General features: G+C 72.1%; 25 protein-coding genes. 9 read left to right on the forward strand and 16 right to left on the reverse strand.

Annotated elements, in window-relative coordinates; translation table 11 throughout:
- The 3 genes from ADK66_RS26950 to ADK66_RS26960 form a co-directional block, all read right to left on the reverse strand.
- Positions 1-942, reverse strand: a 942-nt coding sequence (locus ADK66_RS26950; protein ID WP_053660181.1) for a carbohydrate kinase, incomplete at its 3' end; no start/stop codon positions are given.
- The gene (locus ADK66_RS26955) at positions 939-2,204 is read right to left on the reverse strand and encodes an AGE family epimerase/isomerase (RefSeq protein ID WP_082377691.1); all 1,266 of its coding nucleotides are present in this window, start codon (positions 2,202-2,204) and stop codon (positions 939-941) included. The genes ADK66_RS26955 and ADK66_RS26950, both read right to left, overlap by 4 nt.
- A gap of 231 nt (positions 2,205-2,435) precedes the next feature.
- Entirely contained in the window at positions 2,436-3,068 is a 633-nt protein-coding gene (locus ADK66_RS26960; RefSeq protein WP_053660183.1) for a GyrI-like domain-containing protein, read from the reverse strand.
- Positions 3,069-3,153: 85 nt separating this feature from the next.
- Here ADK66_RS26960 and ADK66_RS26965 point away from each other — a divergent pair, with 85 nt between their 5' ends.
- The gene (locus ADK66_RS26965; RefSeq protein ID WP_231640216.1) at positions 3,154-3,930 is read left to right on the forward strand and encodes a hypothetical protein; all 777 of its coding nucleotides are present in this window, start codon (positions 3,154-3,156) and stop codon (positions 3,928-3,930) included.
- A gap of 74 nt (positions 3,931-4,004) precedes the next feature.
- Positions 4,005-4,610, forward strand: a complete 606-nt coding sequence (locus ADK66_RS26970; RefSeq protein WP_053660186.1) for a YdeI family protein — start codon at positions 4,005-4,007, stop codon at positions 4,608-4,610.
- Between the two features lie 7 nt (positions 4,611-4,617).
- Here ADK66_RS26970 and ADK66_RS26975 read toward each other — a convergent pair whose 3' ends face one another.
- On the reverse strand, positions 4,618-5,862 hold the full coding sequence (locus tag ADK66_RS26975; RefSeq protein ID WP_053660188.1) for an RNA polymerase sigma factor: 1,245 nt from the start codon (positions 5,860-5,862) through the stop codon (positions 4,618-4,620).
- A 9-nt stretch (positions 5,863-5,871) separates the two neighbouring features.
- Complete coding sequence (locus ADK66_RS26980; RefSeq protein WP_053660190.1) at positions 5,872-6,246, reverse strand: YciI family protein; 375 nt, start codon at positions 6,244-6,246, stop codon at positions 5,872-5,874.
- Between the two features lie 178 nt (positions 6,247-6,424).
- Here ADK66_RS26980 and ADK66_RS26985 point away from each other — a divergent pair, with 178 nt between their 5' ends.
- Positions 6,425-7,291: an aminoglycoside phosphotransferase family protein gene (locus tag ADK66_RS26985; protein ID WP_082377692.1), complete on the forward strand. Its 867-nt coding sequence runs from the start codon at positions 6,425-6,427 to the stop codon at positions 7,289-7,291.
- A 56-nt stretch (positions 7,292-7,347) separates the two neighbouring features.
- Here the strand turns inward: ADK66_RS26985 and ADK66_RS26990 are convergent, their stop codons facing one another.
- From ADK66_RS26990 to ADK66_RS27000, 3 genes are all read right to left on the reverse strand, one after another.
- Positions 7,348-8,157 carry an Fpg/Nei family DNA glycosylase gene (locus ADK66_RS26990; protein WP_053660195.1) on the reverse strand — a complete coding sequence of 270 codons (810 nt, stop codon included), beginning with the start codon at positions 8,155-8,157 and terminating at the stop codon, positions 7,348-7,350.
- Positions 8,158-8,228: 71 nt separating this feature from the next.
- Positions 8,229-8,447 carry a DUF397 domain-containing protein gene (locus ADK66_RS26995; protein WP_053660196.1) on the reverse strand — a complete coding sequence of 73 codons (219 nt, stop codon included), beginning with the start codon at positions 8,445-8,447 and terminating at the stop codon, positions 8,229-8,231.
- On the reverse strand, positions 8,440-9,327 hold the full coding sequence (locus ADK66_RS27000) for a helix-turn-helix transcriptional regulator (RefSeq protein WP_053660199.1): 888 nt from the start codon (positions 9,325-9,327) through the stop codon (positions 8,440-8,442). The genes ADK66_RS26995 and ADK66_RS27000 overlap by 8 nt, the downstream gene beginning before the upstream one ends.
- Positions 9,328-9,586: 259 nt before the next feature.
- Between ADK66_RS27000 and ADK66_RS31090 the strand changes: the two genes are divergently transcribed.
- The 5 genes from ADK66_RS31090 to rocD all read left to right on the forward strand — a co-directional run bounded on the left by ADK66_RS31090 (position 9,587) and on the right by rocD (position 13,597).
- Complete coding sequence (locus tag ADK66_RS31090) at positions 9,587-9,757, forward strand: hypothetical protein (RefSeq protein WP_231640217.1); 171 nt, start codon at positions 9,587-9,589, stop codon at positions 9,755-9,757.
- The gene (locus ADK66_RS27005) at positions 9,754-10,005 is read left to right on the forward strand and encodes a hypothetical protein (RefSeq protein WP_369814834.1); all 252 of its coding nucleotides are present in this window, start codon (positions 9,754-9,756) and stop codon (positions 10,003-10,005) included. Before ADK66_RS31090 ends, ADK66_RS27005 begins: the two co-directional genes overlap by 4 nt.
- 226 nt (positions 10,006-10,231) lie before the next feature.
- Positions 10,232-11,149: a DMT family transporter gene (locus ADK66_RS27010; RefSeq protein ID WP_053660201.1), complete on the forward strand. Its 918-nt coding sequence runs from the start codon at positions 10,232-10,234 to the stop codon at positions 11,147-11,149.
- 418 nt (positions 11,150-11,567) lie between these two features.
- Positions 11,568-12,383 (forward strand): dimethylargininase, encoded by an 816-nt coding sequence (gene ddaH / locus ADK66_RS27015; RefSeq protein WP_197281655.1) that lies wholly within the window; start codon positions 11,568-11,570, stop codon positions 12,381-12,383.
- A complete protein-coding gene (gene rocD, locus ADK66_RS27020) occupies positions 12,383-13,597 on the forward strand; it encodes an ornithine--oxo-acid transaminase (RefSeq protein WP_197281656.1) in 1,215 nt (404 codons plus the stop codon). The genes ddaH and rocD overlap by 1 nt, the downstream gene beginning before the upstream one ends.
- Positions 13,598-13,716: 119 nt before the next feature.
- Here rocD and ADK66_RS27025 read toward each other — a convergent pair whose 3' ends face one another.
- The 6 genes from ADK66_RS27025 to ADK66_RS27050 form a co-directional block, all read right to left on the reverse strand.
- Positions 13,717-14,871, reverse strand: a complete 1,155-nt coding sequence (locus ADK66_RS27025) for a hypothetical protein (RefSeq protein ID WP_053660208.1) — start codon at positions 14,869-14,871, stop codon at positions 13,717-13,719.
- Between the two features lie 166 nt (positions 14,872-15,037).
- Positions 15,038-16,090: an acyl-CoA desaturase gene (locus ADK66_RS27030; RefSeq protein ID WP_053660211.1), complete on the reverse strand. Its 1,053-nt coding sequence runs from the start codon at positions 16,088-16,090 to the stop codon at positions 15,038-15,040.
- Between the two features lie 130 nt (positions 16,091-16,220).
- Positions 16,221-19,880, reverse strand: coding sequence for an SCO7613 C-terminal domain-containing membrane protein (locus ADK66_RS27035; protein ID WP_053660213.1), 3,660 nt, complete (start codon positions 19,878-19,880; stop codon positions 16,221-16,223).
- Positions 19,881-20,012: 132 nt separating this feature from the next.
- Positions 20,013-20,333 (reverse strand): divalent-cation tolerance protein CutA, encoded by a 321-nt coding sequence (gene cutA / locus ADK66_RS27040; protein WP_053660216.1) that lies wholly within the window; start codon positions 20,331-20,333, stop codon positions 20,013-20,015.
- 9 nt (positions 20,334-20,342) lie between these two features.
- The gene (locus ADK66_RS27045) at positions 20,343-21,359 is read right to left on the reverse strand and encodes a 1-acyl-sn-glycerol-3-phosphate acyltransferase (protein WP_053660220.1); all 1,017 of its coding nucleotides are present in this window, start codon (positions 21,357-21,359) and stop codon (positions 20,343-20,345) included.
- Positions 21,359-22,192: a patatin-like phospholipase family protein gene (locus ADK66_RS27050; protein ID WP_053660222.1), complete on the reverse strand. Its 834-nt coding sequence runs from the start codon at positions 22,190-22,192 to the stop codon at positions 21,359-21,361. Before ADK66_RS27050 ends, ADK66_RS27045 begins: the two co-directional genes overlap by 1 nt.
- A gap of 165 nt (positions 22,193-22,357) precedes the next feature.
- Here ADK66_RS27050 and ADK66_RS27055 point away from each other — a divergent pair, with 165 nt between their 5' ends.
- Complete coding sequence (locus ADK66_RS27055; protein WP_053660225.1) at positions 22,358-23,944, forward strand: serine/threonine protein kinase; 1,587 nt, start codon at positions 22,358-22,360, stop codon at positions 23,942-23,944.
- A gap of 44 nt (positions 23,945-23,988) precedes the next feature.
- Here the strand turns inward: ADK66_RS27055 and ADK66_RS27060 are convergent, their stop codons facing one another.
- Positions 23,989-25,044 (reverse strand): glycosyltransferase family 4 protein, encoded by a 1,056-nt coding sequence (locus ADK66_RS27060; protein WP_053660585.1) that lies wholly within the window; start codon positions 25,042-25,044, stop codon positions 23,989-23,991.
- A 169-nt stretch (positions 25,045-25,213) separates the two neighbouring features.
- Positions 25,214-25,891 carry a BON domain-containing protein gene (locus tag ADK66_RS27065; RefSeq protein ID WP_053660227.1) on the reverse strand — a complete coding sequence of 226 codons (678 nt, stop codon included), beginning with the start codon at positions 25,889-25,891 and terminating at the stop codon, positions 25,214-25,216.
- Between the last annotated feature and the right edge of the window lie 161 nt (positions 25,892-26,052).

Raw genomic sequence — 26,052 nt, forward strand, 5'->3', positions numbered from 1 at the left:
CGTTAGGAGGGCTTCTACCTCGGCTCGGCGGGGCGGGTCGGCGCCACGCCGGGCGCAGGTCAGCGCGGCCACCGTCGCGGCCTGCCGGAGCACCGCCTCCCACTGCGGCTCGGTGACCGCGGCGAGCCGGTCCGCCGGCCGGTCGCCGAGCGCGTCGAGGTCGGCCAGCGCGGCCAACAGGCCACCGGTGAACGAGTCACCGGCACCGACGGTGTCGACAACTGTGGTGCGTACCGCTGGTTCCTCGTGCAGCGTCCCGTCGGGGGCGAGCAGCCACGCGCCGTCGCCGCCCCGGGTCACCACAGCGCAGAGAACTCCGGCATCGCGCCATTCGGCCATCACGTCGGCCGCCGACCGGTCCGGGTGGAGCCAGGCGAGATCCTCGTCGCTGGCCTTGACCAGATGCGCGTGGCGCACCTGCCGGCGTACCCGTTCCTGCTCCGCAGCCCGGTCCGACACGATGCTCGGGCGCAGGTTGAGGTCGATCGAGACGGTGAGCGCGTCCCGCTGGCGTTCACGGGCGAGCAGATCCTCCAGTACCTGCGCGCCGGGTGCCAACGCGAGCGCCAGCGACCCGGTGTGCAGGGCTGTCGCCGGTGTCCCGGTGAGGTCGGGCAGTTCCTGCGGCGTCCACTGCCAGTCGGCCGCGCCTTCCAGCCGGAACTCGTAGCTCGCCTGCCCGGCCGCGTTCAGGGTGGCGACCGCTACCGAGGTGGGCTGGTCGGCGCGGACCGCCCAGGCCAGGTCCACCTGGTTGGCGTCCAGATGCTCGGTCAACTGCCGGCCGTACTCGTCGGGGCCGATCCGGGCCAGCAGGCGTACCCGCTGGTCCAGTCGGGCGAGCGTTACCGCGACGTTCGCGGGCGACCCGCCAGGCACGGCCCGCTCCCCCTCGGCGCTGACCACCAGGTCGATGAGGGCTTCACCCGCCACCACGATCATTCGGTCACCTCGCCCGGCTTGCGCGGGCCGGGGCCACCCAGCCCGTCGGCCGAGCGGGACAGCAGCACCGCCTGGTACGCGTGGTAGACGTCCGGCCGGCCGTGCCAGACCGTGTCCGAGGGCAGGTTCTGCGCGTCCAGCTCGTGCCGCCACCCGGTGTCGTCGATGAGGTTGCGGCGGGCGTACGCCCAGAAGACCTGGAACCAGTCGGCGTAGACGGCGTGCCCGGTGCGGCGGTGCAGGGTGACCGCCGCGCCGATGGCCTCGGCCACCACCCAGTGCATCCGGGAGCGGACGACGGGCCGGTCCTCCCAGTCGATCGTGTAGACGAAACCGTCGGCGCCGTCGACCGCCCAGCCGCGCCGGACGCTTGCGGCGAACAGGGCACGGGCGTCGGCGAGCAGCCAGCAGGGCGGCTGTGGCAGGACGGCCTCCAACTCCAGCAGCAGCCGGGCCCACTCCAGCCAGTGCCCGATGGTCGAGCCGTACGGCCGGAACTGGTCGGCGGGCTGCTCCCGGTTGTAGTCGGGCAGCGGTGTCCAGTCGGCGGTGAAGTGCTCGGGCAGCCGCCAGTCGTGTCGGGCGGCCTCGCCGTGCACGAGGTGGGTGGCGATGCGCAGGGCGCGATCGGCCCAGCTCGCGTCGCCGGTGGCGGCGTTGGCGGCGAGGAACGCCTCGACCATGTGCATGCTGCTGTTGGCGCCCCGGTAGTCCTCGGGGACGGTCCAGTCGCGGTTCCACGATTCGCGGACCGCTCCGGCTTCGTCGTCCCAGAAGTGGTCCAGCACCACGGCGAGCGCGTCGTCGAGCAGCTCGTGCGCGCCGGGTCGCCCGGCTCGGGCGGCGCTGGACGCGGCGAGCAGCACGAAGGCGTGGTCGTACCCGGCCTTGCGGTCGTTTGTCGGCTCGCTCTGCTGGTCCACGGCAGCGAACCAGCCGCCGTACTCCGCGTCGCGCAGCAGCGTGCGCAGCGCCGTGACGCCGTGGTCGACGAGGGCGGCGGCGTCCGGTTCGCCGTTGCGGTGGGCGAGCGCGGCCACGTGGGTCATCCGGCAGGTGATCCAGGTGTACAGCGGTTCGGCACGATCGGGTGTGCGGTCGTCGGTCAGCCACCAGAAGCCGCCCTCGGGCCGGAGGGCGCGGCGGGCGGTGTCGAGCAGGGTGCGGGACTGGTCGGCGAGGAACTCGTCCAGGTCGGGCAGGTCGGGTGACCCTGCCGGGACGGGGGCAGGTTCGGCTGCGGATCGGGGCACGTCGGTCATCTCAGCTGGTCACCGCCGGGTAGGGAAGGGACATACGGCCAGGATCGGCGGACGAACCGGGTCCGCGCCGGAAAACCGCAAACGGTACGCCGCGAACCGACCTGTCGGGTCGGGTACGCGAGGAGGAAAGCACCATCACCCTTCCTCCTCTTTTGTCCGTTGACATCGTTGTCACTGCTCAACCCTGCTCCGGCAGTCGCCGACTGTCAATTCCGCCTACGGTCCGGCCCGTCACACCGGTCCGGACGAACTCGTGACGGGCTGCCGCAGGATCGTGCGCTGCCGTTCGGGGGCGACTCTACGGAAGTCGCTCAGGTAGATCTCGTGGTGATCGCCGGCCATCTGCAACCCCTCGCCGGGGATGAACTCGTGGTGCATCCGGGCGAGCACATCCGCCTCGTCGTCGAAGGAACCCACGTGCAGCGTCTGCACGCACCGCCCCTCGGACAGCGTCTCCAGGCGTACGTCGGCGAGGCGCGCCGGCCGGCTCTTGACAGTGACCTGCTCGACGGCGGCGGTGAACATGGTCCTGTCGATCCAGTCCGGAACCATGAGCAGCAACGTCCAACTCCACAGCGACTTGTCCCGCGCCGCCGTGAAGGACGCCATGTCCTCGGCCCACCACAGGCCCTCCAGCGGAGGAACGACATAGTCGCGCCCCAGGCCAGTCTTGCTTGCGAACTTCAGCTTGTACGCCACCGGATAGAGCGCTTCGACAGCGGCTGTGAAGGCGGGCGACGTGTTGGGGTCGCCCTGCCCGTCGATCATGAGGTACCGCATGTCGGGCACGTCGACGATCCGGAACCGGCCCCGATTCGCCTGGTAGGTGTCGAGGGTCTTCTTGAAGTCGACCTTGCTCGTCATCGGGCACCCGTCACGACGGCCATGATACGAGCGTCGGTGGTCGCTCGCCTCGTCGCGGAGTTCGACGCTGACCGATAATCCAGCCATGCGGGTGACGATGGCAACCGATGCCGGCCACGCCGGGCGTACCAATGAGGATTTCGCCGGCGCCGTCGCGTCGGGCATGGTCCTTGTCGACGGCGCAGGTGGCATCACCGGTGTCGAGAAGGTCTGCCGCCACGGCGTGACCTGGTACGCCACCCGCCTGGGCGGCGCCCTCCTGGGCGGTCTGTCCGGGGACCGGAGCCTGCGCGACGTGCTGGCCGAGAGCATCGAGCGGGTCACCGACCAGCACCGTGACACGTGCGACGTCACCCACCCGATCAGTCCGTTCGCCGCCGTGGCCATGCTCCGGTTCTCCGACGGGCTCGTCGAACACCTGGTCCTCGGTGACGCCGTGGTGCTCGTCGGCCGGGCCGGGGCCGCGCCTTTCGTCGCCCACGATCCGCGCGAGGTGGTGATCGCCAGGTCCTTCGAGGCGCGTCTGAAAGGCGTTGCCGAGGGCAGCGACGAGTACCGGCGGCTGCTGCTGGAGTTGCGGGGCCGGCGAAACAGCCCTGGCGGCTTCTGGGTGGCGAAGGACGACCCGCACGTGGTGGACGAGGCGGTCTGCGGCAGTTGCCCAGCGGACGAGGTGACCACGGCTGCCCTGCTCAGCAACGGTGCGAGCCGCCTCGTGGACACCTTCGGGCGTACGGACTGGGCCGGGCTGCTGCACCTGCTCGAAACCGGCGGCCCCGACGAGGTCATCCGCCGGGTCCGGGAGATCGAGGCCCGCGACGGCGTCGCCACCGACGACGCGACGATCGTCTTCCGGAGCTGAACATTGATGACACGGAGCCGGGCCGGCACGCGGTCCAGGGGTTGCTGTCGTAGGGCAGCGATAGCCTGCCGACCATGACGAGCGCCGAGCTGGACGAGCTGATCGTCGCGGACGCCGACGGTTTGCGCGCCTGGTTGTCGGTAAACCACGCCACATCGCCCGGCGTCTGGCTCGCCCTTACCAGGAAGGGCGGCACCGTCACCACGCTGACCTGGCAGGATGCGGTCGACGAGGGCCTGTGCTTCGGCTGGATCGACGGGCAGGCACGCAAACGGGACGCCGAGACCTCCTGGATCCGGTTCACGCCGCGCCGCTCCCGCAGTTCCTGGTCGCAGATCAACGTCGCCCACGTGGCCCGGTTGGAGGCGCAGGGCCGGATGCAGCCCTCGGGCCGCGCCGCGGTGGAGGCCGCCAAGGCCGACGGGCGGTGGGCCGCCGCCTACGCACCACCGTCGAGGGCCGAGGTCCCGGCCGACCTGCTCGCCGCCATCGCCGCCAACCCCTCCGCCCAGGTCATGTTCGACGTGCTCACCAAGTCCAACAGGTTCGCTCTCATCCACCGGCTCAACGCCGTGAAACGGGCGGAGACGCGCGAGCGCAAGATCGTCGAGTTCGTCGCCATGCTGGCCCGCCACGAGACGTTCTACCCGCAGAAGGCAAAGCCTCCGACCACACAGTGACAGCCCCTCAGGTGGCGAGCTGGTCGCGGCTGCGGGTGAGGTACGCGTGTTCCGCGGGGTTGCTGGCAAGCCCGATGGCCCGGTCGTAGGCCGCCCGGGACTCGCCGCAGCGCCCGAGCCGCCGCAGCAGGTCGGCGCGGGCTGCGTGGAAGGCGTGGTAGCCGTCCAGGACCTCGGCGAGCCTGTCGATCTCGGCGAGCCCGGCGTCCGGTCCGTCCACTTCGGCCACCGCGACAGCCCGGTTGAGTCGCACGATCGGCGAGGGGTCGAGCAGCACCAGGCGACCGTAGAGGGCGACGATGGCCGACCAGTTGGTGTCCCGGGCCGACGGCGCTTCCGTGTGAACCGCGCTGACCGCCGCTTGCAACTGGTAGCGCCCGGGTGGCTCGCCGCCGTCCGCCACCGCCCTGATCCGCTCGCGTACCAGGGCGGCGCCCTCGGCGATGAGGGCGCGGTCCCAGGCGGCGCGGTCCTGCGCGTCGAGGGTCACCAACTCCCCGGTACGGGACACCCGCGCGTGCCGCCGCGCGTCGGTGAACAGCATCAGGGCCAGCAGGCCGGCCACCTCACCGTCGTCCGGAAGCAGCGCCCGGAGCAGGCGACCAAGTCGGATCGCCTCGTCGGTGAGGTCGACGCGCACCGGGTCGTCCCCCTCGCTGGCGAGGTAGCCCTCGTTGAAGACGAGATAAACGACAGCGAGTACGCCGGGAAGCCGCTGACGGATGTCGTCGGCCGAGGGCACCCGGTAGGGAATGTTCGCCGCGCTGATCTTCGCCTTGGCGCGGGTGATGCGTCGCGCCATCGTCGTTTCCTGCACCAGGAAGGCGCGGGCGATCTCGGCGACGGTGAGACCACCGAGCAGGCGCAGGGTGAGCGCCACCCGGGCCTCCACCGCGAGCGCGGGATGGCAGCAGGTGAAGACCAGCCGGAGCCTGTCGTCCTCGACGGGGCCGGTCGGCTCGGGAGGGCTGTCGTCGTACATGATCTGGGCCGCCTGATGCTTGGCGTCGCGCTGCGCATCACGACGGAGCCGATCGATCGCCTTGCGGGCGGCGGTGGTGGCGAGCCACCCGCCGGGATTCGGGGGTACGCCCTCGCGCGGCCACCGCTCCGCAGCCCTCAGGAACGCCTCGGCGGCCGCTTCCTCGGCGACGTCAAGGTCGCCGAAGCGGCGCGCGAGGGCAGCGACCACCCGTGCCCATTCCTCGCGGTGGGCGCGGGTGATCGCCTGCTCGAACGCGGAACCGGTCACGAGCTCATTTCATCGCGAAGCCGCTCCGCCTGCCGTCCCGGGACCCCGGAACCGGTGCACTTCCTGCGGCCAGTCGAGCACGACAGCGAGTCGGCCCGCCCAGTACCGCGCCGCCTCGTCGTCGGGCACGTCCACGACGGCGAAGCCGCCGAGGTGCTCCTTGGTCTCGACGTACGGGCCGTCGGTGAAGACCGGCTTGCCGTCGACACTTTCGACGCTGCACACCGCAGTGGACCTGTCGAGGGCACCGTTGGAGAAGATCAGGACACCTTCGGCCAGCATCTCCGCCATCACGGCGTGGCTGGCGACGGACTTCGCGCGTATCTCCTCCGGCGTGTGCTCGGGCACCCACTCGTCGTTGAAGGTGATCAGGTACTCCGGCATGATCGTTTCCTCTCACTCCCCGGACGAGGGGCCTCTCCCCGACCTCTCGCCTGCGGCGGCCCGGTCGGCCGCCGCACACTGGTTCCACGAGCGGCTACGCCCTGATACGACACCATCCCGGAATCTCTTCGTCGATGCAGCCCACCGCACCGACCGGGCGATGCCCCAGGATGGCCGGATGGATCTGCCCAAGGGACTTGACTGGGTACGTCGCTCACCCACCGGTCGGGCCTGGCTCGCCACACTCCCGACCTGGCTGGCCGAGTGCGCCGAGCGGTGGTCACTACGGCTCGGAAACCCCTTCGAGTACGCCTACGCCTCCTTCGCGGTCCCCGCCGACCTGCCGGACGGCACTGCTGCCGTGCTGAAACTCCAGTACCCGGACGACGACAGCCGGCACGAAGCCGACGCACTTGCCCACTGGGACGGCGACGGTGCGATCCGGCTGCTCGCCCACGACCCGCAACGACGCGCCCTCCTTGTGGAGCGCTGCCGGCCCGGCACCGCCCTGCACCACCTACCGATGGACCAGGCACTGGACGTGATGGTCGGCCTGCTCCCTCGGCTCTGGCTGCCGGCCGGCGAACCGTTCACCCCGCTGGCCGAGGAGGCCGCCGGCTGGATCGACCGGATGCCCCGCAACTGGGAACGGGCCGGCCGGCCGTACCAACGGCGAATCCTCGACGCCGCCCTCGACCTGCTCGCCGGACTGGCGTCGAGCCAGGGCGAGCAGGTGCTCATCAATCAGGACCTGCACGCCGGCAACGTCCTCGCCGCCGACCGCGAACCGTGGCTGGTCATCGACCCGAAACCGCTCACCGGCGAACGGGAGTTCTCGATCGTGCCCCTGGTGCGCGGTCAGGAACTGGGCCATTCACCGACGGCCGTACGACACCGGCTCCACCGGCTCAGCGGCGAGTTGGGGCTGGACCGGGAACGGGTCCGCGGCTGGACGATCGGCCAGACGCTGGCGTGGAGCATCGCCGACGACATCGTCCTTCCGCAGCAGGTCGAGGTGGTGCGCTGGCTGCTCGACGAGGATTGACCTCCGCACGTCAGGCGGTCGAGCACCGGGCGCGCGGGTGCGGCGCGGCGCCAGACTCAGCTGGGCTGGCAGGTGCGGCACCAGTAGAGGTTGCGGCCGGCCAATTCGCCCCGGCTGACCTCGGTGCCGCAGACGTGGCAGGGCGCGCCGGGGCGGCGGTAGACGTACACCTCGCCGCCGTGCCGGTCCACCCGCGCCGGCCGCCCCATCGCCTCCGGCAGGTGCGCGTCGCGCACGGTGTCGATCCTGCCGTGCTCGACCGCGAGCCGCATCAGCCCGACCAGGTCGGCCCACAGCGTGTCCCAGGCGGCGCGGGTCAGTTGCCGGCCCGGCATCGTCGGCGGCAGCCCGGCCCGGAACAGCGCCTCGGTCACGAAGATCAACCCCGTGCCGGCCACCACCGACTGGTCCAGCAGCAAGGCGGCCAGTGGCGTCGAGCTTCGGGAGATCCGGGCGTACGCCCGCTCGGGGTCGGCCTCCGCCCGCAGCGGATCCGGTCCGAGGCGGGCTCGCAGCGCGGCGACCTCGGGCGGGGTGAACAGTTCGCAGGCGGTAGGCCCACGCAGGTCCAGCCAGTGCCGGTCGCTGACCAGTCGCAGCCGTAGCTGACCGACCGGCTCCGGTGGCTCCCCCGACCCGTCGGTGAACTTTCCGTACAGCCCGAGGTGCACGTGCAACGTCAACTCGCCGGCGTAGTGGTGCAGAAGATGCTTGCCGTACGCCTCGGTGCCCTCCAGGACGGTGCCGGAGAGCCGCGCCGCCCCCTCGGCGAAGCGGCCCTGCGGGCTGGCGGCGTGCAGCTTGTCCCCTGCGAACAGCTCGGCATGCCGGGCCGCCAGGCGATGAATGGTGTGTCCCTCTGGCACGGGTGCCAAGGATAGCCAGACCCCCAGGGGCGGAAGCCCGAGCCGCGTAGGCCCCGAGGCGCTGCCAGCGGTCAGGGGCGCGGCGTCGTCAGCCCCGGTTGCTCGCCCTGCAACCCGGCCAGGAAGGCAGCCCAGGCGGCCGGGGCGAAGGCGAGCGCCGGGCCGGTCGGGGCCTTGCTGTCCCGTACGCCGACGACACCGGGAAGGTTGTCGGTCACCTCGACGCAGTTGCCGCCGCTCCCCCCGCTGCGGGTGCTCTTGCGCCAGATGGCACCGGCAAGGTCAGTCATGATGCTCCTCGATGATCGAAGTGATCATTTTCTCTGATTCTGCCTCACTCGACGCGAGCGCTTCCAGGTCAGACCAGACGTGTTCGAAGGCAGCCACCTCGGTTGGCTTGTCGAGGTAGAGCGCCCCGGTGATGTTTTCCAGATAGACGGTGGTGGGCTCGCTCGACGCCCGCCCGAGCGCCTGCGCGAAGCCCAGCAGGACGAACGTGCCCGTCTCGCTTGCCAGCGGCGGACCGGCGGCGAGCGGCAGCACGCGCAGGCTCACGTTCGGCAGGGCTGCCACGTCGAGCAGGTGACGCAACTGCCCCACCATGGCCCGGCGATCGGGGATCGCGCGGCGGAGCACTGCTTCGCTCAGGACGACCCGCAGGGTAGGCGCGGCGGGAAGCCGACGAACGAGAATGCCCTGTCGTTGCAGCCGCACCTCCACCAGCTTTTCCCGGTCTTCCCCGCTCATGCTGGGGTTCTTCCGGCGGAACAGTTCGGTGGCGTACTCGCGGGTTTGCAGAAGCCCAGGAATTAGCTCCGCGTCGTATTGACGCAGCGCGGTCGCGGATGATTCCAGACCGACGTACAGCGAGAACCACGACGGAACGACATCGCCGTACGAATGCCACCACCCCTTGGCGCGAGTTTCCTTCGCAAGCGCCGCGACGATCTCCTTCATATCTTCGGGTACGCGATAAAGGGCGCACATGGCACGCGCGTCCACCACGCGCACCGGAACCAGCCCTTTCTCGATGCGCCACACCTTCTGCCGCGAGCAGTCCAGCGCTGCCGCAGCGGCGTCAAGCGTCACGGAGGCGTCCTCACGAAGCTGGGTGAGCAGCCGCCCGAGCTGCCGCCGAGGCACCGTGGACCCGCTTGTTTCATCCGTCATGCAACATCGCCGCACCCTTCCTGCAACACCAGGTGTTGCGCCCCGCACCCAATTGTCTTCCATTCATCGTGCGTCAATACGGGCTCAGGCTAGAGCGGCCCGGAGTGTTGCACAAGGTGGCCAGCATGGAACACGCTGTCACACGCCGGAGCCTCCCGTGCAGCGTGAGCAGAAATAGCGTCGGCAATAGTCAACTGTCGCGACTCACCGCGTTTGCGGATTGGCCAGCGACGCCATTCCTTTGCGGAAGGACGACGCAGTGCGTGTGTCGTACAACGAATACCTGTTGGTCACCGCGCTGACCTTCGCCCGACGACATCGACCCGTCTGGAGTTGGGAACGCTGGCGCGAGGTGTGCCGCTGCGGCGCGGAGCTGCCCTGCCGAGCCCGCCATCGGATCCCGATCAGCCGTGGTCACTGGCCGACGTGACGGACGCGACGGGCAGGGCCGAGGAGCTGAAGCCCGGCAGCCTGCTGCTCATCGGCGAGGAGTGCTCGGTCCAGTTCGCCGGCGAGCGGGCGCTACGTCTGCGGTTGGTGAGTGTGGACGCTCGCCCGACGTACCCCGGCTGGGTCTGGTTGACCGGCTATGCCCTCGACGGCAAGGGCTTGGCCGTCGACCGCCGAGAGGTGTACGTGCAGCTGTCCGGAGTGCGGGTGCTCAACGCGGACCCGTGATCTCGGATTCATGGAAATCGCGGTGTCCCGAGCGCGTGGATACCCCGCTTTCCAGGAACCCGAGTCGATCAACGGAAACCCCGCGGCAAAGGCGGCGCTGAGCTAGCGCCGAGCGCCGCGTACCCCGGTTTGGTGTCAGGAAACGCCCGTCGGGGTATTTCAGGGCGGTACCGCGTGGGTGCCACCCGATCCTGTCGGCCACCACGCATTCAACAGGAGGTGTGTAGTGGTCAAGATTCCTTCGCTGTCCCGCCGGTCCGAGCCGGCGCCGACGCAGGACGAGAACGTCGACGGTCGCGATACCCCGGTCGGCGATCGCGCGAACACTGTGATGACCGGGGGCCGGTCGAACGACGGCCCCGCCAGCCCGGTGGTCACGGACCGGGACGCCGACCAGACGACGTACCGCAGCGGCGCCGCGCCCACCGAGCAGGCCGGCACCGCGGAGCGGCCCTCCGAGCAGGCCGCCGAGCGGCGGGCCGCCGAGCGGGCCGCCGTGGCCCGGGCCGCCACTGCCCGGCCGATGGAGGGCGACGCCCGCTCCACCACCGCGCCGTCGGCGGAGCGCATCGGAGCCGCGGACACCGACACCCGCACGGCCGCCCGGTCGGCAGACACCGACACGCGCACGGCCGGCCTGCCGGCGGACACCGACACCCGGCCCGGCATCGCTCCGACCCGGGGGCGCACCGACGAGCGGGACACCGACCTCGACCCCACCGCCCGGCGGTCCGCCACGACGGACGGGGCGGTGACCGACCGTCCGGTCGACCCGACCCCGGACCGGGCTGACTCCGAGCCTGCTGTGGTACGCGGCCCGAAGCCCCGCGCCAGCTTCCTCGCCACCCTCGGCCTGATCGTCGCGGTCGCCGGTGCGCTGTTCGTGCTGACCGGCACCTTGGCGGGGTACGGCATCGGGCTCGGCGCGTTCGGCGCGGTGCTCTCGGTGCTCGGCCTGATGGCCACCCGCCGTCGGCACGTCGCGGGCAAGACCGACGCGCTCTTCGGCATTCTGATCGGGCTCTCCGCCGTGGTGATCGGCGTGCTGGCGATGACCGGTCAGTTCGTGTGGCCTACCACCGATGGCGACTGGGTGCAGCGCTTCCGGGAGTGGCTTGACTCACAGTTTGTCGATCGTTTCTAGGGGGCACTGTTCGGCTCGCCGGTGGTGCACCGGCAAGGCCGGCGGTTCGCCGGTAGCCCGAATCTTCGGTGGTTCACCGGCCGGGCAACACTCGTTGAGGGGCGGCGGTTCGCCGCCCCTCAAGTGTGTCCAGGGTCCGGCAGCGGCCGCGCGCCCAGCGACCAGGGACCAGGGACCAGCGACCTGCGGCCAGCGGCCCGACACGCCAACCCTGTGGCCCGAAACTCGAATCGCGCTCACCGACCATCGCTACGCAACAAATCGCAGCCGAACCCCGCCTAGACGCAACGAATGTTCGGTCTGCGCAACTCTCGACGGTGGATCCTGTCGCTGACGCCGCATAGCGTTGAGCAACGGCGCCAGCCCGTGGGCCACGGTGGCCGGGGCGCGCCCGACCCGTGGGAGCAGGACCATGACGATGGACGCCACAAGCCAGCGCCTTTTGATGTGCCGGCCGACGTACTTCGCCGTCGACTACGCGATCAACCCCTGGATGGACCCGAGCGCACCTGTCGACACGGCTCTGGCCGTTCGGCAGTGGGAGCAGCTGCGCCAGATCTACAGCGACCTGGGCCACTCCGTCGAGGAGATCACCCCGGTGCCCGGCCTGCCCGACATGGTCTTCGCCGCCAACGGCGGCACCGTGATCGACGGCAAGGCGATGGCCGTGCAGTTCCGCGACCCGCAGCGCGCCGACGAGGCGCCCGCCTACCGGGCCTGGTTCGAGGCCGCCGGCTTCGAGGTGTCCGACCCCAAGCACGTCAACGAGGGCGAAGGCGACATCCTGCTGGCCGGTGACCACCTGCTGGCCGGTACCGGCTTCCGCACCGCGCACGCCGCGCACGCCCAGTTGCAGGAGGTCTTCGGCTACCCCGTGGTCACCCTGCAACTGGTCGACCCGCGCTTCTATCACCTGGACACCGCGCTGACAGTGCTCGACGAGCGGACGGTCGCGTACCTGCCCGAGGCGTTCTCCCCCGGCAGCCAGGCCGTGCTGCGGCGGCTCTTCCCCGACGCGGTGCACGCCACGATGGCCGACGCCGAGGTGCTGGGGCTCAACGCGGTCAGCGACGGCCGGCATGTGGTGCTGCCCGTCCAGGCCACCGACCTGGCCGCCGCACTGCGCGACCGGGGCTACGAAACCATCGGCGTCGACCTTTCCGAGCTGCGTAAGGCCGGCGGCGGACCGAAGTGCTGCACGCTGCGACTCCGTCAGGGAAAGGCAAGCAAGTGATCGTGGATGACATCCTGCGTACGCCGGGAGCGGTCCGGGACGCCGAGCGCTGGACAGCGCACAACTACCACCCGCTGCCGGTGGTGATCTCGTCAGCGGAGGGCGCCTGGCTCACCGACGTGGACGGCCGCCGCTACCTGGACTGCCTGGCCGGCTACTCGGCGCTCAACTTCGGCCACCGGCACCCGCAGCTGATCGCCGCCGCGCACGCCCAACTGGACCGGCTGACGCTGACCAGCCGCGCGTTCATCCACGACCAGTTCGCCGACTTCTGCCGTGAGCTGGCCGAACTGTGTGGCAAGGACCTGGTGCTGCCCATGAACACCGGCGCCGAGGCGGTGGAGACCGGCATCAAGGTCGCCCGCAAGTGGGGTTACCAGGTCAAGGGCGTGCCCGCCGGGCAAGCCAACATCGTGGTCGCCGAGGGCAACTTCCACGGCCGGACCACCACCATCGTCAGCTTTTCCACCGACGAGGACGCCCGCGCGGACTTCGGGCCGTACACCCCGGGGTTCACTGTCGTGCCCTACGGCGACCTGGCCGCCCTGACCGCCGCCATCGACGAGAACACGGTGGCCGTGCTGCTGGAGCCGATCCAGGGCGAGCAGGGTGTGGTGGTGCCGCCCGACGGCTACCTGCCGGGCGTACGCCAGGTCTGCACCGAGCGGAACGTGCTCTTCATCGCCGACGAGATCCAGTCCGGCCTGGGGCGTACCGGCGCGACCTTCGCCTGTGACCACGAGGGCGTCGTGCCGGACATGTACCTGCTGGGCAAGGCGCTCGGCGGCGGCATCGTGCCGGTGTCGGCGGTGGCCGCGAACGCCGACGTGCTCGGTGTCCTCAAGCCCGGCCAGCACGGCTCCACCTTCGGCGGCAACCCCCTCGCGTGCGCGGTGGCGATCGAGGTGGTCCGGCTGCTGGCCACCGGCGAGTTCCAGCGCCGCTCGGCCGAGCTGGGCGAACGGCTGCGCGCCGGTCTGGAAGCCCTGGTTGGCAAGGGCCTGGTCGGCGTACGCGTGCGCGGCCTGTGGGCCGGTCTGGACATCGACCCGGCGCTGATGAGCGGCCGGGAGGCGTGCGAGCGGCTCGCCGAGCGCGGTGTGCTCGCCAAGGACACCCACGGCTCCACCATCCGGCTCGCCCCGCCGCTGGTGATCACCGAGGAGGAGATCGACCTCGCGGTGGCCCAGCTCGCCACAGTGCTGGCCAGCTGACCGACCACGCTGAACGCAACTACAGGGAAAGTGCTGCCTCGACACCATCCGAAGCAGCACTTTCCCTGTTCTTGTGCAGATCTTGGCGGGCCGCACCGCACCGGGCGGGGCAGGGCACGTCAGGGACGGGGCAGTCGCATCGCCATCGTCGGGGCCTCCGCCATCACCGACGTGGGGGTGAACGGGGCCCCCGTGGGCAGTTCCTCGGCCCTACCGATCTGCACCCCTGGGTACAGCTCGACCATGTCCGCCTCACCCAGCACCCTCGACTGCTGGGGGGCCAGCGGAATCCGGTCCGACTCGGCCATCGAGCCGGAGGGCCGGATGCCGGAGCCGTTGGTGCTGATGTCGGTCACGATGACCTCGCCGACCCGCAGCTCGAAATGGACGTGACCACGGCTGATCCACCGCCGCGCCTCGTCGTTGAGCCACTGCCCGAGCATGATTCCGCCGTCCTGCTCCGGGGCACGGCCGGCCACCACAGGCTGGTCCTCGGTGAGCACGAACCGCCGCCGGACCAGGCCACCGACGCGCACCGCGAGCACCTCGCTGCGCGGCCGCGGGCCGCCGTCACCGAGCCGTACGCCGTGCCGGGGGCAGGTGGGCACACCGTTGCGCAGAGCGGGCGGTGGCTGCGCCGCCGGGCTGCGGTCCGCCCCACCGGTCAGGTCGGCGAACGCGCCGCCCCCACCGCCACCGCCGAACAGCGCGCAACCCGACTCCGAGCACCGCCACTGGCGGGCCAGCAGCTTCACGCCGGTCGGCGAGCGCTTGCCGGCAACGGGTGTGTGCCCGCCGCCGACGTGCGCGATGAACACCGGCCCACCAGCGCCGGGCACCGGGGCCACCACCCGACCGGGCTGCTCGACAAGCCAGGGGAACCGGCCGCGCAGGCCGTCGAAGCGGACCCGGCTGAGCACCGGCAGCCCCAGCAGGTCGGCGACCTCGAGCATCCGGTCACCGGGGTTGTCGAGCACCTCGACGAGGCCGTCGTCGGCCCAGCGGCGGACGACCATCCGCTCGTTGGAGGTGAGGTCCGCGTCGGAGAGCAGAGCCCGGTGCACCACGGCGTACACCTGGACGCTGTCCTCCTCCAACTCGCGGGAGAGCGCGTCGATGACCATGCCGAGGCGCAGCAGGCTTGCCGGCCGACCGCCGTCGATGTCCTGGTAGCGGATCACCTCGGCCAGGTCGAGCACGGCACGGGCCAGCGACGGGTCCGTGCAGACCCGACCCTCGATGGCATCGAGCACCTTGCTGATCTCGAACCTCATGAGGCACTCCGCATGATCTCGTTCGAGTCATCTCGTACCGCGTGTGCGGTGAGCAGGTCTGCCATGCGCCGACCCTACCGGTGCCGGCCGCCGGCATCGACCAGCGGCCGGGACCACTCGAACCGCGCAGCGACCGACCCGCTCAGCCGCGCAGCGGCCGGCCCACTCAACCGCGCAGCGGCCGGCCCACCTCGTGCAGGTGACCGAGCGCCTGCCGGTACGACTCGATCAGCCCGGTCTCGGCGTACGAGATGCCCTGCTCCGCGCAGTAGGCGCGGACGATCGGCTGTGCCCGGCGCAGGTTGGCCCGGGGCATGTTCGGGAACAGGTGGTGCTCGATCTGGTAGTTGAGCCCGCCCAGCGCGGTGTCCACCACGCGGCTGCCCCGTACGTTGCGCGAGGTCAGCACCTGCTTACGCAGGAAGTCCAGCTCGTCCTCGGCGGTCGGCATAGGCATGCCCTTGTGGTTCGGCGCGAACGCGCAGCCCATGTACAGGCCCCACAGCCCCTGGTGCACGACGGCGAAGAGCAGCGCCTTGCCCGGTGACATGACTGCCAGCAGCAGTGCCACGTATCCGGCGGTGTGCGCGACGAGCAGGCCCGCCTCCACAGCGCGGTGCCGCATCGGCGTGGCGTACCGGCCGTCGGGGTTGCGGCCGACGATCGCCCGGATGCTCGCCACGTGCAGGTTCAGGCCCTCCAGCAGCAGCATCGGGAAGAAGAAGTACGCCTGCCGCCGCGCCATCCACCGGCCGACCCCGCGGGTCTGTATGGCCTGCTCAGGCGTCCACACCAGGGCGCCGGCGCCGACGTCCGGGTCCTCGTCCTCGTGGTTCGGGTTGGCGTGGTGCCGGTTGTGCTTGTCGACCCACCAGCCGTAGCTGAGCCCGACCGCCAGGTTGCCGGCCACCAGCCCCACCAACTCGCTGGGACCGCGCCGACGGAACATCTGCCGGTGCCCGGCGTCGTGACCGAGGAACGCGACCTGGGTGGTGGCCACCGCCAGCAGAGCCGCGAGTGGCAGCTGCCACCAGGAGTCTCCGACCAGGACGACGGCCACCCAGCCGGCCACGAAGGCACCGAGGGTGAGCACGATCCGGGCGACGTACGAGGCGGGACGCCGCTCCAGCAGGCCGGCCTGGCTGATCCGTCGGGACAACTGTGCGTAATCACTGCCTCGCCGTTGTACCGGCGGTTCCGCCACCGCTCCGAGCGACATCGTTGCTCCCCGTTCCCGGTTCACCCGCACCGGGTGGCCCGGGGTTCACTGTCGAGTCTCCGGCAATCAGTTGCGCTGAGTAACCCAGACAACCCCCGGGTGGGGGGTAGGGCTCGCCCTACCCCCGCGCTCAGCCCAGCCGGCCCACCGCGTCGCGCAGCCGCGTCAGATCGCGACGCCGCCGCTCGTAGGTGGCGGCGAGCCCGATCAGCGCCAGCCCACCCACGCCCAGGTAGAGCCACCGGGGCAACAGGTCCCAACTACGGGCCACCTCGTGCAGCGCCAGGACCGCCAGCACCGCGCCGCCGAGCACCACCGGAGCCTGCCAGCGACGGCTGGCACCGCCCAGCACCGTGCCCAGCGCCGCCGCACCGAGAAGCAGCCGCCGCCAGGGCTGCGGGTCCGGCCCCGCCAGCACCGACACCAGGCTCGGCAGCAGCGCCGCGGCCAGCCCCGGACCGAGCGCCAGCCAGCTCGTCAGGTCGGGCCGTGTGCGCAGGGCCAGCAGACCCGCGCCGAGGGCGAGCGCCGCGGCAGGCACCGTGTACGCCTCCAGCACCGTCACCCCGCCGGACTCCAGCAGCACCCACACTCCGATCAACTCGCTCACTGCGGCGATGCCGCCGAAGGCCCACCGTCGGCCGGCCGGCTCGCCCCGGCGCAGCAGCCGCAGCGCAACTGCCACACCCCACAGCACACAGATGGTCGGGAAGTGCCGCGTCGACCCGACGGTCAGCAGCGCCGCCACCACAGCCACCGCCTGCGCGGAGGCGTCCAACACCCGACCGATCTGGGCGCGGGCGGCGGTCCCCGCTGGCCGCGGCCGTGCGGTCAGCGCACCGAGGGCCAGGACCAGCGCGGCCACCGCCAGCAACGGGTACGCCGCCGCACGCAGCGGCTGCCCGCCAGCAAGCGGGGCGGTCACCGCAAGCGCACACGCGGCCCCGATCGCCGCGAGGCAACCGGTGACACGCACCCCGGTAGCCCGTGCCGCGACGGCGACGACCACAGACGCCACGAGCAGGACTCCCTCTGCGGCGAGCGTGCCCGCACGGTTGGCCACGAGCCCTGCCACCCCGACCGCGACAAGCACCGCCCCCACCGGTACGGCGATCGGCGCGAGCGCCGGCCGGGGTGCGGCCAGGGCGGCGTACACCAGCGCGACCACCCCGGTGAGCAGCATCGCGGCCGGCAGCACGGGCCAGGGTGCGCCCGCCGCCACGAGCAGCACCGGCAGCGCGGCTGCGGCGAACGGCAGCGCGGGCAGCCACGGCGGGCGCACCTCTCGACCGAGCAGTACGGCGACAAGTGCCACCGCCACAAGCGCCAGCCCGGCGGGGAACCGCTCCGGTTCGGCGACGACTGTCGGCACACCGGACCAGACCTTCCCCCACCCGTCGTACGGCGCCACGAGTGCGCTCAGCACCGACGGCAGCGCCGCCAGCACGGCGACCCCGGCCAGCACCACACCCGCCGCGCTCAGCGCCCCCGACAGACCGACCGCCGACGGCCCCCCGACCGCCGACGGCCCCCCGACCGCCGGCGGCCCCCCGATTGCCGACGGCCCCCCTGTCGCCGGCACTCCCCCGATTGCCTGCGGCCCTCCGGTCGCCGACGGTGTCCCGGTCGCCGGCTGAGTGCCCGACGGCTCGCCGGCTACCGGCCGCTCTCCCGACCCGGCCGGCTCGGCACCTGTCGTCGACAGGTCCCACCGGGCGACGAACGCGACGCCAAGCGCCGCCAGCGCGGCGTACAGCGTCACGGGCTCGTCGCGCGCCACGACAAGTGGCGCGAGCCCGGATACGGCCGCCACGAGGATCGCGCCGCCAACCGCGTACCCGGTCAGGTTCTCCCGGTGGCGACGCACCGCGAGCACCCCGGCCAGCGCCAGCCCGGCGGTGGCCAGCGCGGCGCGCGCCTGCCACCAGGGCGGTGCGCCCGCGGCGAACAACGCCACCACGGCGATGCCGGGCAGCGCGACCTGCGCGACGGCCAGACCGACACCCGCGACCCACCGGTACGGCCCGACGGCCCGGCGCACCGCCAGCGCCGCACCGAGCACCGCGACGGTGCCGAGCACCACCAGGAACCCGACGGGGGCGGCCAGTGCCACCAGCAGCGCGTGGGCGAGCAGGACAGCACCACCGAGAGCCCAGCTCAGCAGGATGGCCGGTCGGGTCGACGGGCGGACCAGCGCGGCGAGCAGCAGCGCGACCCCGCCCGCCAGGTCGACGGCGACCACGGCCGGCCACGCCGCTGTCCAGGCGATGGGTACGGCGAGCAGCACCGCCACCCCGCCGGCCGACGCGAGCACCCCCCACACGCTGCGAGGCAGCAGCAGCGCCGACGCGCCGAACGTCAACGCCACGGCGGGAGCGACCTGCCAGCCCCAGCCCAGGTCCGGTCCCAGACCGGCCCCGTCCCACGGCGGCAGCGACCGGCCAGCGGTGGTGAACGCCAACGCGATGGTGATCACCAGCGCGACCTGCGCCGCACCCACCGCGACAAGGAGCGCCCCTACGCGCGGGCCGGTCCGCCAACCGGCCGGCAGCAGCCGCACCGCACCGGCCAGGCCGAGCGCCACCGTCGCCGCCGCGAGCAGCAGCAGCGAGGGCCACAGTTTGCCCACCGGGCTCACCAGTGCGGCCGCAAAAACCGGCACCAGCAGCGCCGCGGCCACGGTCCGCAGCGCCGGGCCACCGAAAAGCCAGGACGCTCCGAACGCGGTCAGCGCGACCAACAGCAGCGGCGCACCGGCCAGCAGCGGCGAGTCGAACGCCTCCCCGTACAGCAGCGGCACCAGGGCGCAGGCTGCGGCGCCCACCAGCGCGAGGATCTGGCCGGCGCCCGCGACGATCTGGCCAGCGAACCGGGCCGAGCCGGTCCCGTCACGCAGCGCGTACAGAACCGCCAGGTTCAGCAGCGCCACCCCGAGCAGGACAAGCGTCCAGCCTGTCGCACCGAAATCGGTCTCCACGGCCAGCAACGGCAGCACCGGTTGGGCGGCCACCAGGGCGGCGAACCACGGCCCGGTCAACCCGCTCAACCGGGCGTACCCCACAGCGATCGCCGCGCTGGCCCCCCCGACCAGCGCGGCGTACCGGGTGCCCGGCCAGTCGGTCACCCCGCCCAGGTTCACCGACCAGGCCGCGTACCCGTCGAGCAGTACCAGGAGCAACCCCACCGCGGCGAACGTCTCCGCAGTGCCCCGCAGCCCTCGATGGACCGCAAGCAGCGGAACGGCCAGGGTGAGTGCGGTGACCGCGGCGAGGATCAACGCCCGGCCAGCGACCCCTACCGACGCCCAGGCCACGGCCGTGAAGACCACCGCTGCCGTACCGAGCAGGAGTCCACCCAGGACGAACAGCAGACCCTGCACAGTCCGGGTCGAGGTCTCCGCCGCGCGCGGCCCCGAACCCGTCGCGACCACCGGCGCCGGCGCGTAGGGGCGCCCCGGGGCGACGTACTGCCCCGGCGCGACCTGCGGCCCTTGAACCACATGCGGCCCTTGAACGACCTGCGGGGCCTGAACGACCTGCGGGGCCGGTCGCACCGCGCGGACCATCGCCGCCAGCTCGGCCCGCCGCCGCGAGGCCGCCGTCAGCTGCCCAGCCAACTCGGTGTACGTCCGGCGAGCCCGCTCCACCTCCGGCCCCAGCCGGGCGACCTCCCGCCCCAGTCGGACCACCTCGGCCGCAAGCGGGTCGGGTGGGCGGCGGCAGCCGGTGCACCCGACCTTCAGATCAGCCGAGGCACCGCAGGCGGGGCAGGGGTAGCGGGTATCGTCCACCCGGCCATCATCCAGGCAAGATCGAAGACTGCCCAGAGTGCGCGTACCTAGGTGAGCGTTTCCGGACTGATCAGTGGGCAGCCCTGGACGTTCATGTACCGCGGGGCGGCCTGGCGGCTGAAACCCCCGATGTCAGGGCCGTGTGTGCTCGTGCACCCACGTGGCGTAACCGGGGTGTCCGCTCTCCACTCTGGACACCAGGATCTCCGGCACCTCGTACGGGTGACTGACGCGGATCTGGTCCACGAGTGCGGCGAGCCGGTCCGGCGCGGTCTTGAACTGCACGGACCACTCGGTGCTGGTGTCCACACCGGAACGCCACCAGTAGGTGCTGTCCACCTGACCGCCGACCTGGGCGCAGGCGGCGAGCCGTCCCGCGACGGCCGCGGCCGCCAGCACGTCGGCGACCGAACGCGCATCCACCACCGTCGTCACCACGCAGATATGGTCCACCAGCGCACCCTACGCGGCGCCGTCCCGATTGGCCGCGATCCAGGTGTCAATCTGCGCCCACCAGTCATAGAGCCAGTCGATGCGCTGCTGGCGGCCGGTGGGCACCTCCTCGGGCGGCACCGACCAGAACCGCATGACGATCCGCTTGTCCATGGGCAGTTCCCGCCACACGTCGGCGACGGTGAGCATCCGGTCCAGGCCGGTGTGGGCGACGAAGATGACCCCGGCGTCCGGGGCGGCGTCCAGCGCCGCGAGCATCCCTCCGGGCTGCGGGGCGAGCACGTGGCGCATCCGTTCGGCGCGCTGCGCCATCCGCTCCAGGCCGAGGGAGCGCAGCCGGGCGATGGCGCGCAGCCGCCGCTTCGGTGTGAAGTTGCCACCCTCCGGGAAGATCACGAAGGCGTCGTCGTCGTCGAGGCCGGCGGCCAGGTGCCCGACCTGGCGTACGGTCTCCTCGCCCCGCTCCGGCGTGGGCGCGATGAACCGGCTGGGCAGGCGGTTGAGCAGCACGTCGATCGCTGGATCCCACTGGAGGCTGTCCTTGAGCACGATCCGCGGCTCCCGGGCGAACCAGTTGACCAGAGCGTGGATCAGGATGAACGAGTCGCCCGGCCCGGCGTGCCGGCACAGCACCAGCTCGGGCCGGCCGGGCAGCGCGGTGTCCGGATCGGTGCCGACCACGTCGATGCTGAGCCGCAACGCCCAGCGGGCCTGCCAGAACAGCACCCGCAGGAACCAACCGGCAAGCACGTAGTGGGCCCGCTGGAAGGCCGGCGAGCGGGTACGCCAGCCGCACCCGGAGACGACCCACAGGAGAAAGAGCGCAAGCAGCGCGGCGGCGTCCCAGACGAGGTAGACACAGCCGATCCAGAGCAGCCGCAGCGGGCGTAGCCGACCGGGGACCAGCGGGGACGCGGCAATGGCGAGCAGCGCCCAGACCGGCAGCGTGGTCACCACGGTTATAGCGAGCAGAACGACAGCGGGGGCGATCAACAACCGGCGCAGCCACCTGGGGGGCAGCGGCATCACCGCTCCACGTTGGCGGCGAGATACCGGCGTGACGCGGTGTACGCCCGGCTGATCCGCCGCCCCACCGCCGCCATGTCCCGGTACGCCCACGGTGTGTCGTCACGTGGGTCGAGACCACCGGTCGGCAGGACGTGCACCTCGACCCCCTCGGGCAGCGCGGCCATCTCCCGGAAGAAGCGGTGCCTGCGGGAGATCTCGAACGCGACCTGCGCGATCTCCCAGGGCCGCCGGGGCGGCGTCAGGTCCCGCTCGATCCGCCCCACCTGGAGGACGAAGATCTGGCTCGCGCCGACGGCCACCGCCTCGCCGATGGGGATGGAGTTGACGATGCCACCGTCCACGTAGTGCGCACCGTCGATCTCGGTGGGTGGGAGCAGGCCTGGCACCGAGGCGGACGCCAGGACGGCCGGCACCACCGGGCCGGTGGTGAACCAGTGCTCGGCGGCCCGCTCGATGTGGGCGGCACAGCAGCGGAACGGCACCCGCAGGTCGGCGAATGTGGTGTCGGCGCCCAACTCGGACTCCAGCAGCCGGCGCAGCGGCCGGGGCGAGTGCAGGTGGGTGCGGGCGGCGAAGCGGCGCAGTTGCCTGGCGACCGAGTCGCCGTAAACCTCGCTGGCCTCGGGGGACGCCCAGAGCCGGACCAGCCGGTCGGTCACCCCCTCCGACGGGTCGGCGGCGACCAGCGCGCCGTTTACCGCGCCGATCGAGGTGCCGAGGACGATGTCGGGTTGGATGCCGGCCCGGAACAGGGCGCGCAGCATGCCCACCTCGACCGCGCCGAGGACTCCGCCGCCGCCGAGGACGAACGCCACTGGTCCCCCTGCCATGTCTCTCATCCTGGCACGGGCCCGCCGCCCACCGATGGGGCACCGTCGCAGGGTGGTCGGCGCGGGGCGGGCTCCACCACCGACGGTTGGCGTGATCGGCGTTGACAGGCACGACACATTCGCGCAACCTGATACCGCTCCCACCCCCGAGGGCAGGTGCGATCCGTGAACGCAGCACTTCAGCCGGGCCGATTGCTGGCCCGCAGGTACCGGCTCATCGATCAGATCGGTGCCGGCGGCATGTCGGTCATCTGGCGCGCCCGGGACGAGGTGCTCGACCGGGTCGTGGCGCTCAAGGTGCTCGCGCCGTCACTGGCGGCGGACGCGCGGTTCCGGGACATGGTGCGGGAGGAAGCCCGGGCGGCCGCCCAGTTGGTGCACCCGCACGTGACCTCGGTGCACGACTACGGCGAGACTGTGGACCCGGACGGGTCGATCACCTCGTTCGTGGTGATGGAGCTGCTCAGCGGCGAGGAACTGAAGCTGCGGCTCACCGAAGGCCCGCTGCCGTGGCCCGAGGCGGTCCAGGCCGGCGCACAGGTCGCCGACGCGCTGGCCGCCGCACACCGGCTCGGCATCGTGCACCGGGACATCACACCGGCAAACGTCATGATGACCGGGATGGGCGTCAAGGTGCTCGACTTCGGCATCGCGACCCGCATCGGCGCGCCGGACGAGGACGAGGACGGCGGCACCTTCGGCACCCCGGCGTACGTGGCCCCGGAGCGGCTGGACGGCGCTCCCGCCCAGCCGGCCACCGACGTCTACTCGCTCGGCGTCCTGCTGCACGAGGCGCTCACCGGCCGGGTGCCGTACCCGGCGGACACCTGGGAGCAGCTCAGCGACGCGCTGGCCAGCGGCCCGCCACCAACGTTTGCCGAGCTGCCGGAGCTGCCCGAGCCGGTGGCCCGGATCTGCCTGCGTAGCCTCTCGCTGGACCCGGCCGACCGGCCGACGGCCCGGCAGGTGGCCACCGTGCTGCGCGGTCACCTGCTGCCTGCCGATCCACCGACAGCGACCATCCGGGTGCCCGCGCCCGCCCCGCCACCGCCCACCCCGGCCCTGCCGGCGACCGAACCGGCGTTCGGGCAGGTCGGGCAGGCGGCCCCTGCGACGTTCGGCCAAGCCGGGCCGGCGACCGAACCGACCGTCGGGCAGACGACCTGGCAGCCCGCGCAGACTGCGGTGATCGAGGCCGGGCCGACGGCCGGCGACACGGCTTCGGCCGGCGAGCGGCCCCTGCGGTCACGCAGCCGCGTGGCGCTGCTGCTGGTCCTGGTGGTCGCTCTGGCACTTGTCGGCGCGGCCCTGCTGCCCGATCGACAGCCGGACCGTCAGGCCCAGCCCTCGACCGGCCCTGTGGCGCCCGCGCCCACCGATCCGCCGATCGACCCGGCTACCGATCCGCCGGTCGCCGAGCCGTCACCGCCGAGCGTGTCACCGTCGGCTCCGCCGCCTACCAGGGCTCCCACGTCGACGCCCGGCACCCTCAGCCAGGCCGCCAACCGGGTCGAGGGTCTCATCGAGGCCGGGCTCAGCGACGGGGAGATCCGCGCCGACGTCGGCCTCGACCTGCGCAACGAGCTGCGTAACCTGACCGCCGCTGTCGGCTCCGGCCGTGACGAACTGGCCCCGCCGGTGGCCCGGCTGCGCGAGAAGGTAGCGGTCCGCCTCGGCGAGGGCGGGATCAGTCCGGCGTACGCGCAGCGGCTCGACGCCGCCATCGTCGAGCTGGGCGCGGCCCGGGTCTGATCCCCGCGTCCGCTCCAACGGGCCGCTTGCAGCGACCGGGCTGGTCAGCGGGCCGCGACCGGGGTCGTCTCGCGGACCTCGGGCCGGCCGAGGGCGAAGCGTCGGTAGATGTCCTCGTAGCCGTACGCCATCCGCTCGACCGAGAAGTTCTCCGCGACGTGCGCCACGCAGTCCGCCGGGTTCAACTCGACCGACGCCCGCAGCGCGGCGGGTAGTTCGTCCGGCCGCTGGCACACCAGCCCGGTCAGACCGGGCCGCACCAGCTCGGGCACCGCGCCGCGGTCGAGGGCCACCACCGGCGTACCGGTCGCCATGGCCTCCAGCATCACCATGCCGAACGGCTCGTCCCACTGGATCGGCATGATGAGACAGCGGGCGTCGACGAGCATCCGCAGTGTCTCGGCCCGGTTGGCGTTGAGCACCACAGTCACGTCCTCGTCGATGAGCGGCGCGACGACCTGCTCGTAGTAGCGACGCTCGGCCGGCTCGTTGCACTTGCCGGCCAGCAAGAGCGGTAGGCCGGCCTCCCGGCAGGCGCGGATGGCCACGTCCGGGCCCTTGTCCGGGCTGAACCGGGCCAGCCACAGCACCGGCCCGGGGCCGGGCTCGGTCTTTCGCGGAAAACCGCGCAGGTCCAGCGCGTTGTGCACGGTGCCGGCCCAGGGCAGCGTCGAGTTGAGCCGGCGTTGGGCGTGCGAGATGGCCACCAGCGCCACGCCCTCGTCGACGTCGCCGAGCACGTCCCCGTACTCCCCCACCGGGTTGCCGTGCACCGTCGCCACGGTAGGTACGGCGCGGCGGCCGGCCACCAGCGGGCCGATTGTCGTGTGGTCGTGGATCACGTCGAAATCGGCGGGGGTGATCATGCGTTTGAGCCGGGCCAGGTGGGCCAGCTCGGGCAGCGACTCGCCGAGCCGCTCGTACTGGACCTCGGCAACTGTGGAGACGAAGCCGTTGGCGTCGGTGCCGTGCTGCTCACCGGCACCGAACAGGGTCACCGCGTGCCCGTGCGCGGCCAAGGCGTCCACAAGGCCGGCGACGACCTGTTCCAGGCCCCCGTAGCCGGGTGGCGGCACGGACAGCCACGGTGGAACCACCATCGCGATGCGCAACGACCGCTGCGACGAGCGGCGGTCGGCAGGCGGGTGGTTCACGACCACGAGTCCTCCCCCGTTGATCCCCCGGTTCGGGTGTCACGCCACCACCGTGGGGTGCGCGTGGGCGGCGGTTTCCCCTTGGCGCCACCGGTAAACCGGACAAGACGGACGCTCACCCGCCCACCAGGAGTTGGTCGTGGACGACCCGCACTCCCGGCGCGGACCAGGCCACCCGCTCGACCTGGTCCCGCTCCCACCAGGAGCGGACCACCCCGGAGAGGACCAGCGTCTCGCCGTCCACGTCCACGTCCACCGTCACCCGCTCGGCGCCGAGCGTCCGCGCCAGCGCCCGCTGGACGTCCTGGCGCAACCGCTCACCGTCCGTCGGCGTGGACGGTCGTACCTCAATGAGGTTCGTGATGCCGCGTACGCCGTCCAGACGGCGTACCTCACCCTCGGCGGCACGACGCTGCCACCCGAACTCGACCTCGCCGCGCAGCATCAGCCAACCGTTCGCCACTGTCACGTCGAGCCGTTCAGCGGGCACGAAGCTGTCCCACTCCAGCGCCCGCGAGGCCGCGAGGGCCAGGTCGGCGTCGGTACGCCCCGGGGCCCCCGGCAGGCGTACCTCGATGGTGTCGGCCACCGCCCGGACACCGCGTACGCGCCGCGCGCTGCGGACCGCCGCCCACCCCCGCGCGACGCCGTCCACGTATCCGCTCAGGGTCACGACGCCCCGGTCGACGGCCACGCCTATCTCGTTCGGCTGCAACTGCGGATCCCAGGCCAGCTCGGCCAGGACATCGCGCTGGATCCGCTCGTCGTCGCGGACAACCACCACCGCGCTCACGTCCCACCCCCGTACGGTCGCCGGTTCGCTTGCCGAACGTGCCGGGCCAACGGGTGACGGCGGTTCACCCGATCCGGGTGAACCGCCGCGCACCGCAGAAAAAAGCGGCGGGTGACGGAGCCAACCCCCTTGGCTCCGCCACCCGCCGCCGGAGGGAGGCA

The sequence above is a fragment of the Micromonospora sp. NRRL B-16802 genome, from assembly GCF_001279555.1.
Taxonomy (GTDB): Bacteria; Actinomycetota; Actinomycetes; order Mycobacteriales; family Micromonosporaceae; genus Micromonospora; species Micromonospora profundi.

Coding starts and splice junctions, on each gene's coding strand:
- ADK66_RS26955 (WP_082377691.1), bottom strand. CDS start 2,204: ATGACCGACGTGCCCCGATCCGCAGCCGAACCTGCCCCCGTCCCGGCA.
- ADK66_RS26960 (WP_053660183.1), bottom strand. CDS start 3,068: ATGACGAGCAAGGTCGACTTCAAGAAGACCCTCGACACCTACCAGGCG.
- ADK66_RS26965 (WP_231640216.1), top strand. CDS start 3,154: ATGCGGGTGACGATGGCAACCGATGCCGGCCACGCCGGGCGTACCAAT.
- ADK66_RS26970 (WP_053660186.1), top strand. CDS start 4,005: ATGACGAGCGCCGAGCTGGACGAGCTGATCGTCGCGGACGCCGACGGT.
- ADK66_RS26980 (WP_053660190.1), bottom strand. CDS start 6,246: ATGCCGGAGTACCTGATCACCTTCAACGACGAGTGGGTGCCCGAGCAC.
- ADK66_RS26985 (WP_082377692.1), top strand. CDS start 6,425: ATGGATCTGCCCAAGGGACTTGACTGGGTACGTCGCTCACCCACCGGT.
- ADK66_RS26995 (WP_053660196.1), bottom strand. CDS start 8,447: ATGACTGACCTTGCCGGTGCCATCTGGCGCAAGAGCACCCGCAGCGGG.
- ADK66_RS27000 (WP_053660199.1), bottom strand. CDS start 9,327: ATGACGGATGAAACAAGCGGGTCCACGGTGCCTCGGCGGCAGCTCGGG.
- ddaH (WP_197281655.1), top strand. CDS start 11,568: ATGGACGCCACAAGCCAGCGCCTTTTGATGTGCCGGCCGACGTACTTC.
- ADK66_RS27025 (WP_053660208.1), bottom strand. CDS start 14,871: ATGAGGTTCGAGATCAGCAAGGTGCTCGATGCCATCGAGGGTCGGGTC.
- ADK66_RS27030 (WP_053660211.1), bottom strand. CDS start 16,090: ATGTCGCTCGGAGCGGTGGCGGAACCGCCGGTACAACGGCGAGGCAGT.
- ADK66_RS27045 (WP_053660220.1), bottom strand. CDS start 21,359: ATGCCGCTGCCCCCCAGGTGGCTGCGCCGGTTGTTGATCGCCCCCGCT.
- ADK66_RS27050 (WP_053660222.1), bottom strand. CDS start 22,192: ATGGCAGGGGGACCAGTGGCGTTCGTCCTCGGCGGCGGCGGAGTCCTC.
- ADK66_RS27060 (WP_053660585.1), bottom strand. CDS start 25,044: ATGGTGGTTCCACCGTGGCTGTCCGTGCCGCCACCCGGCTACGGGGGC.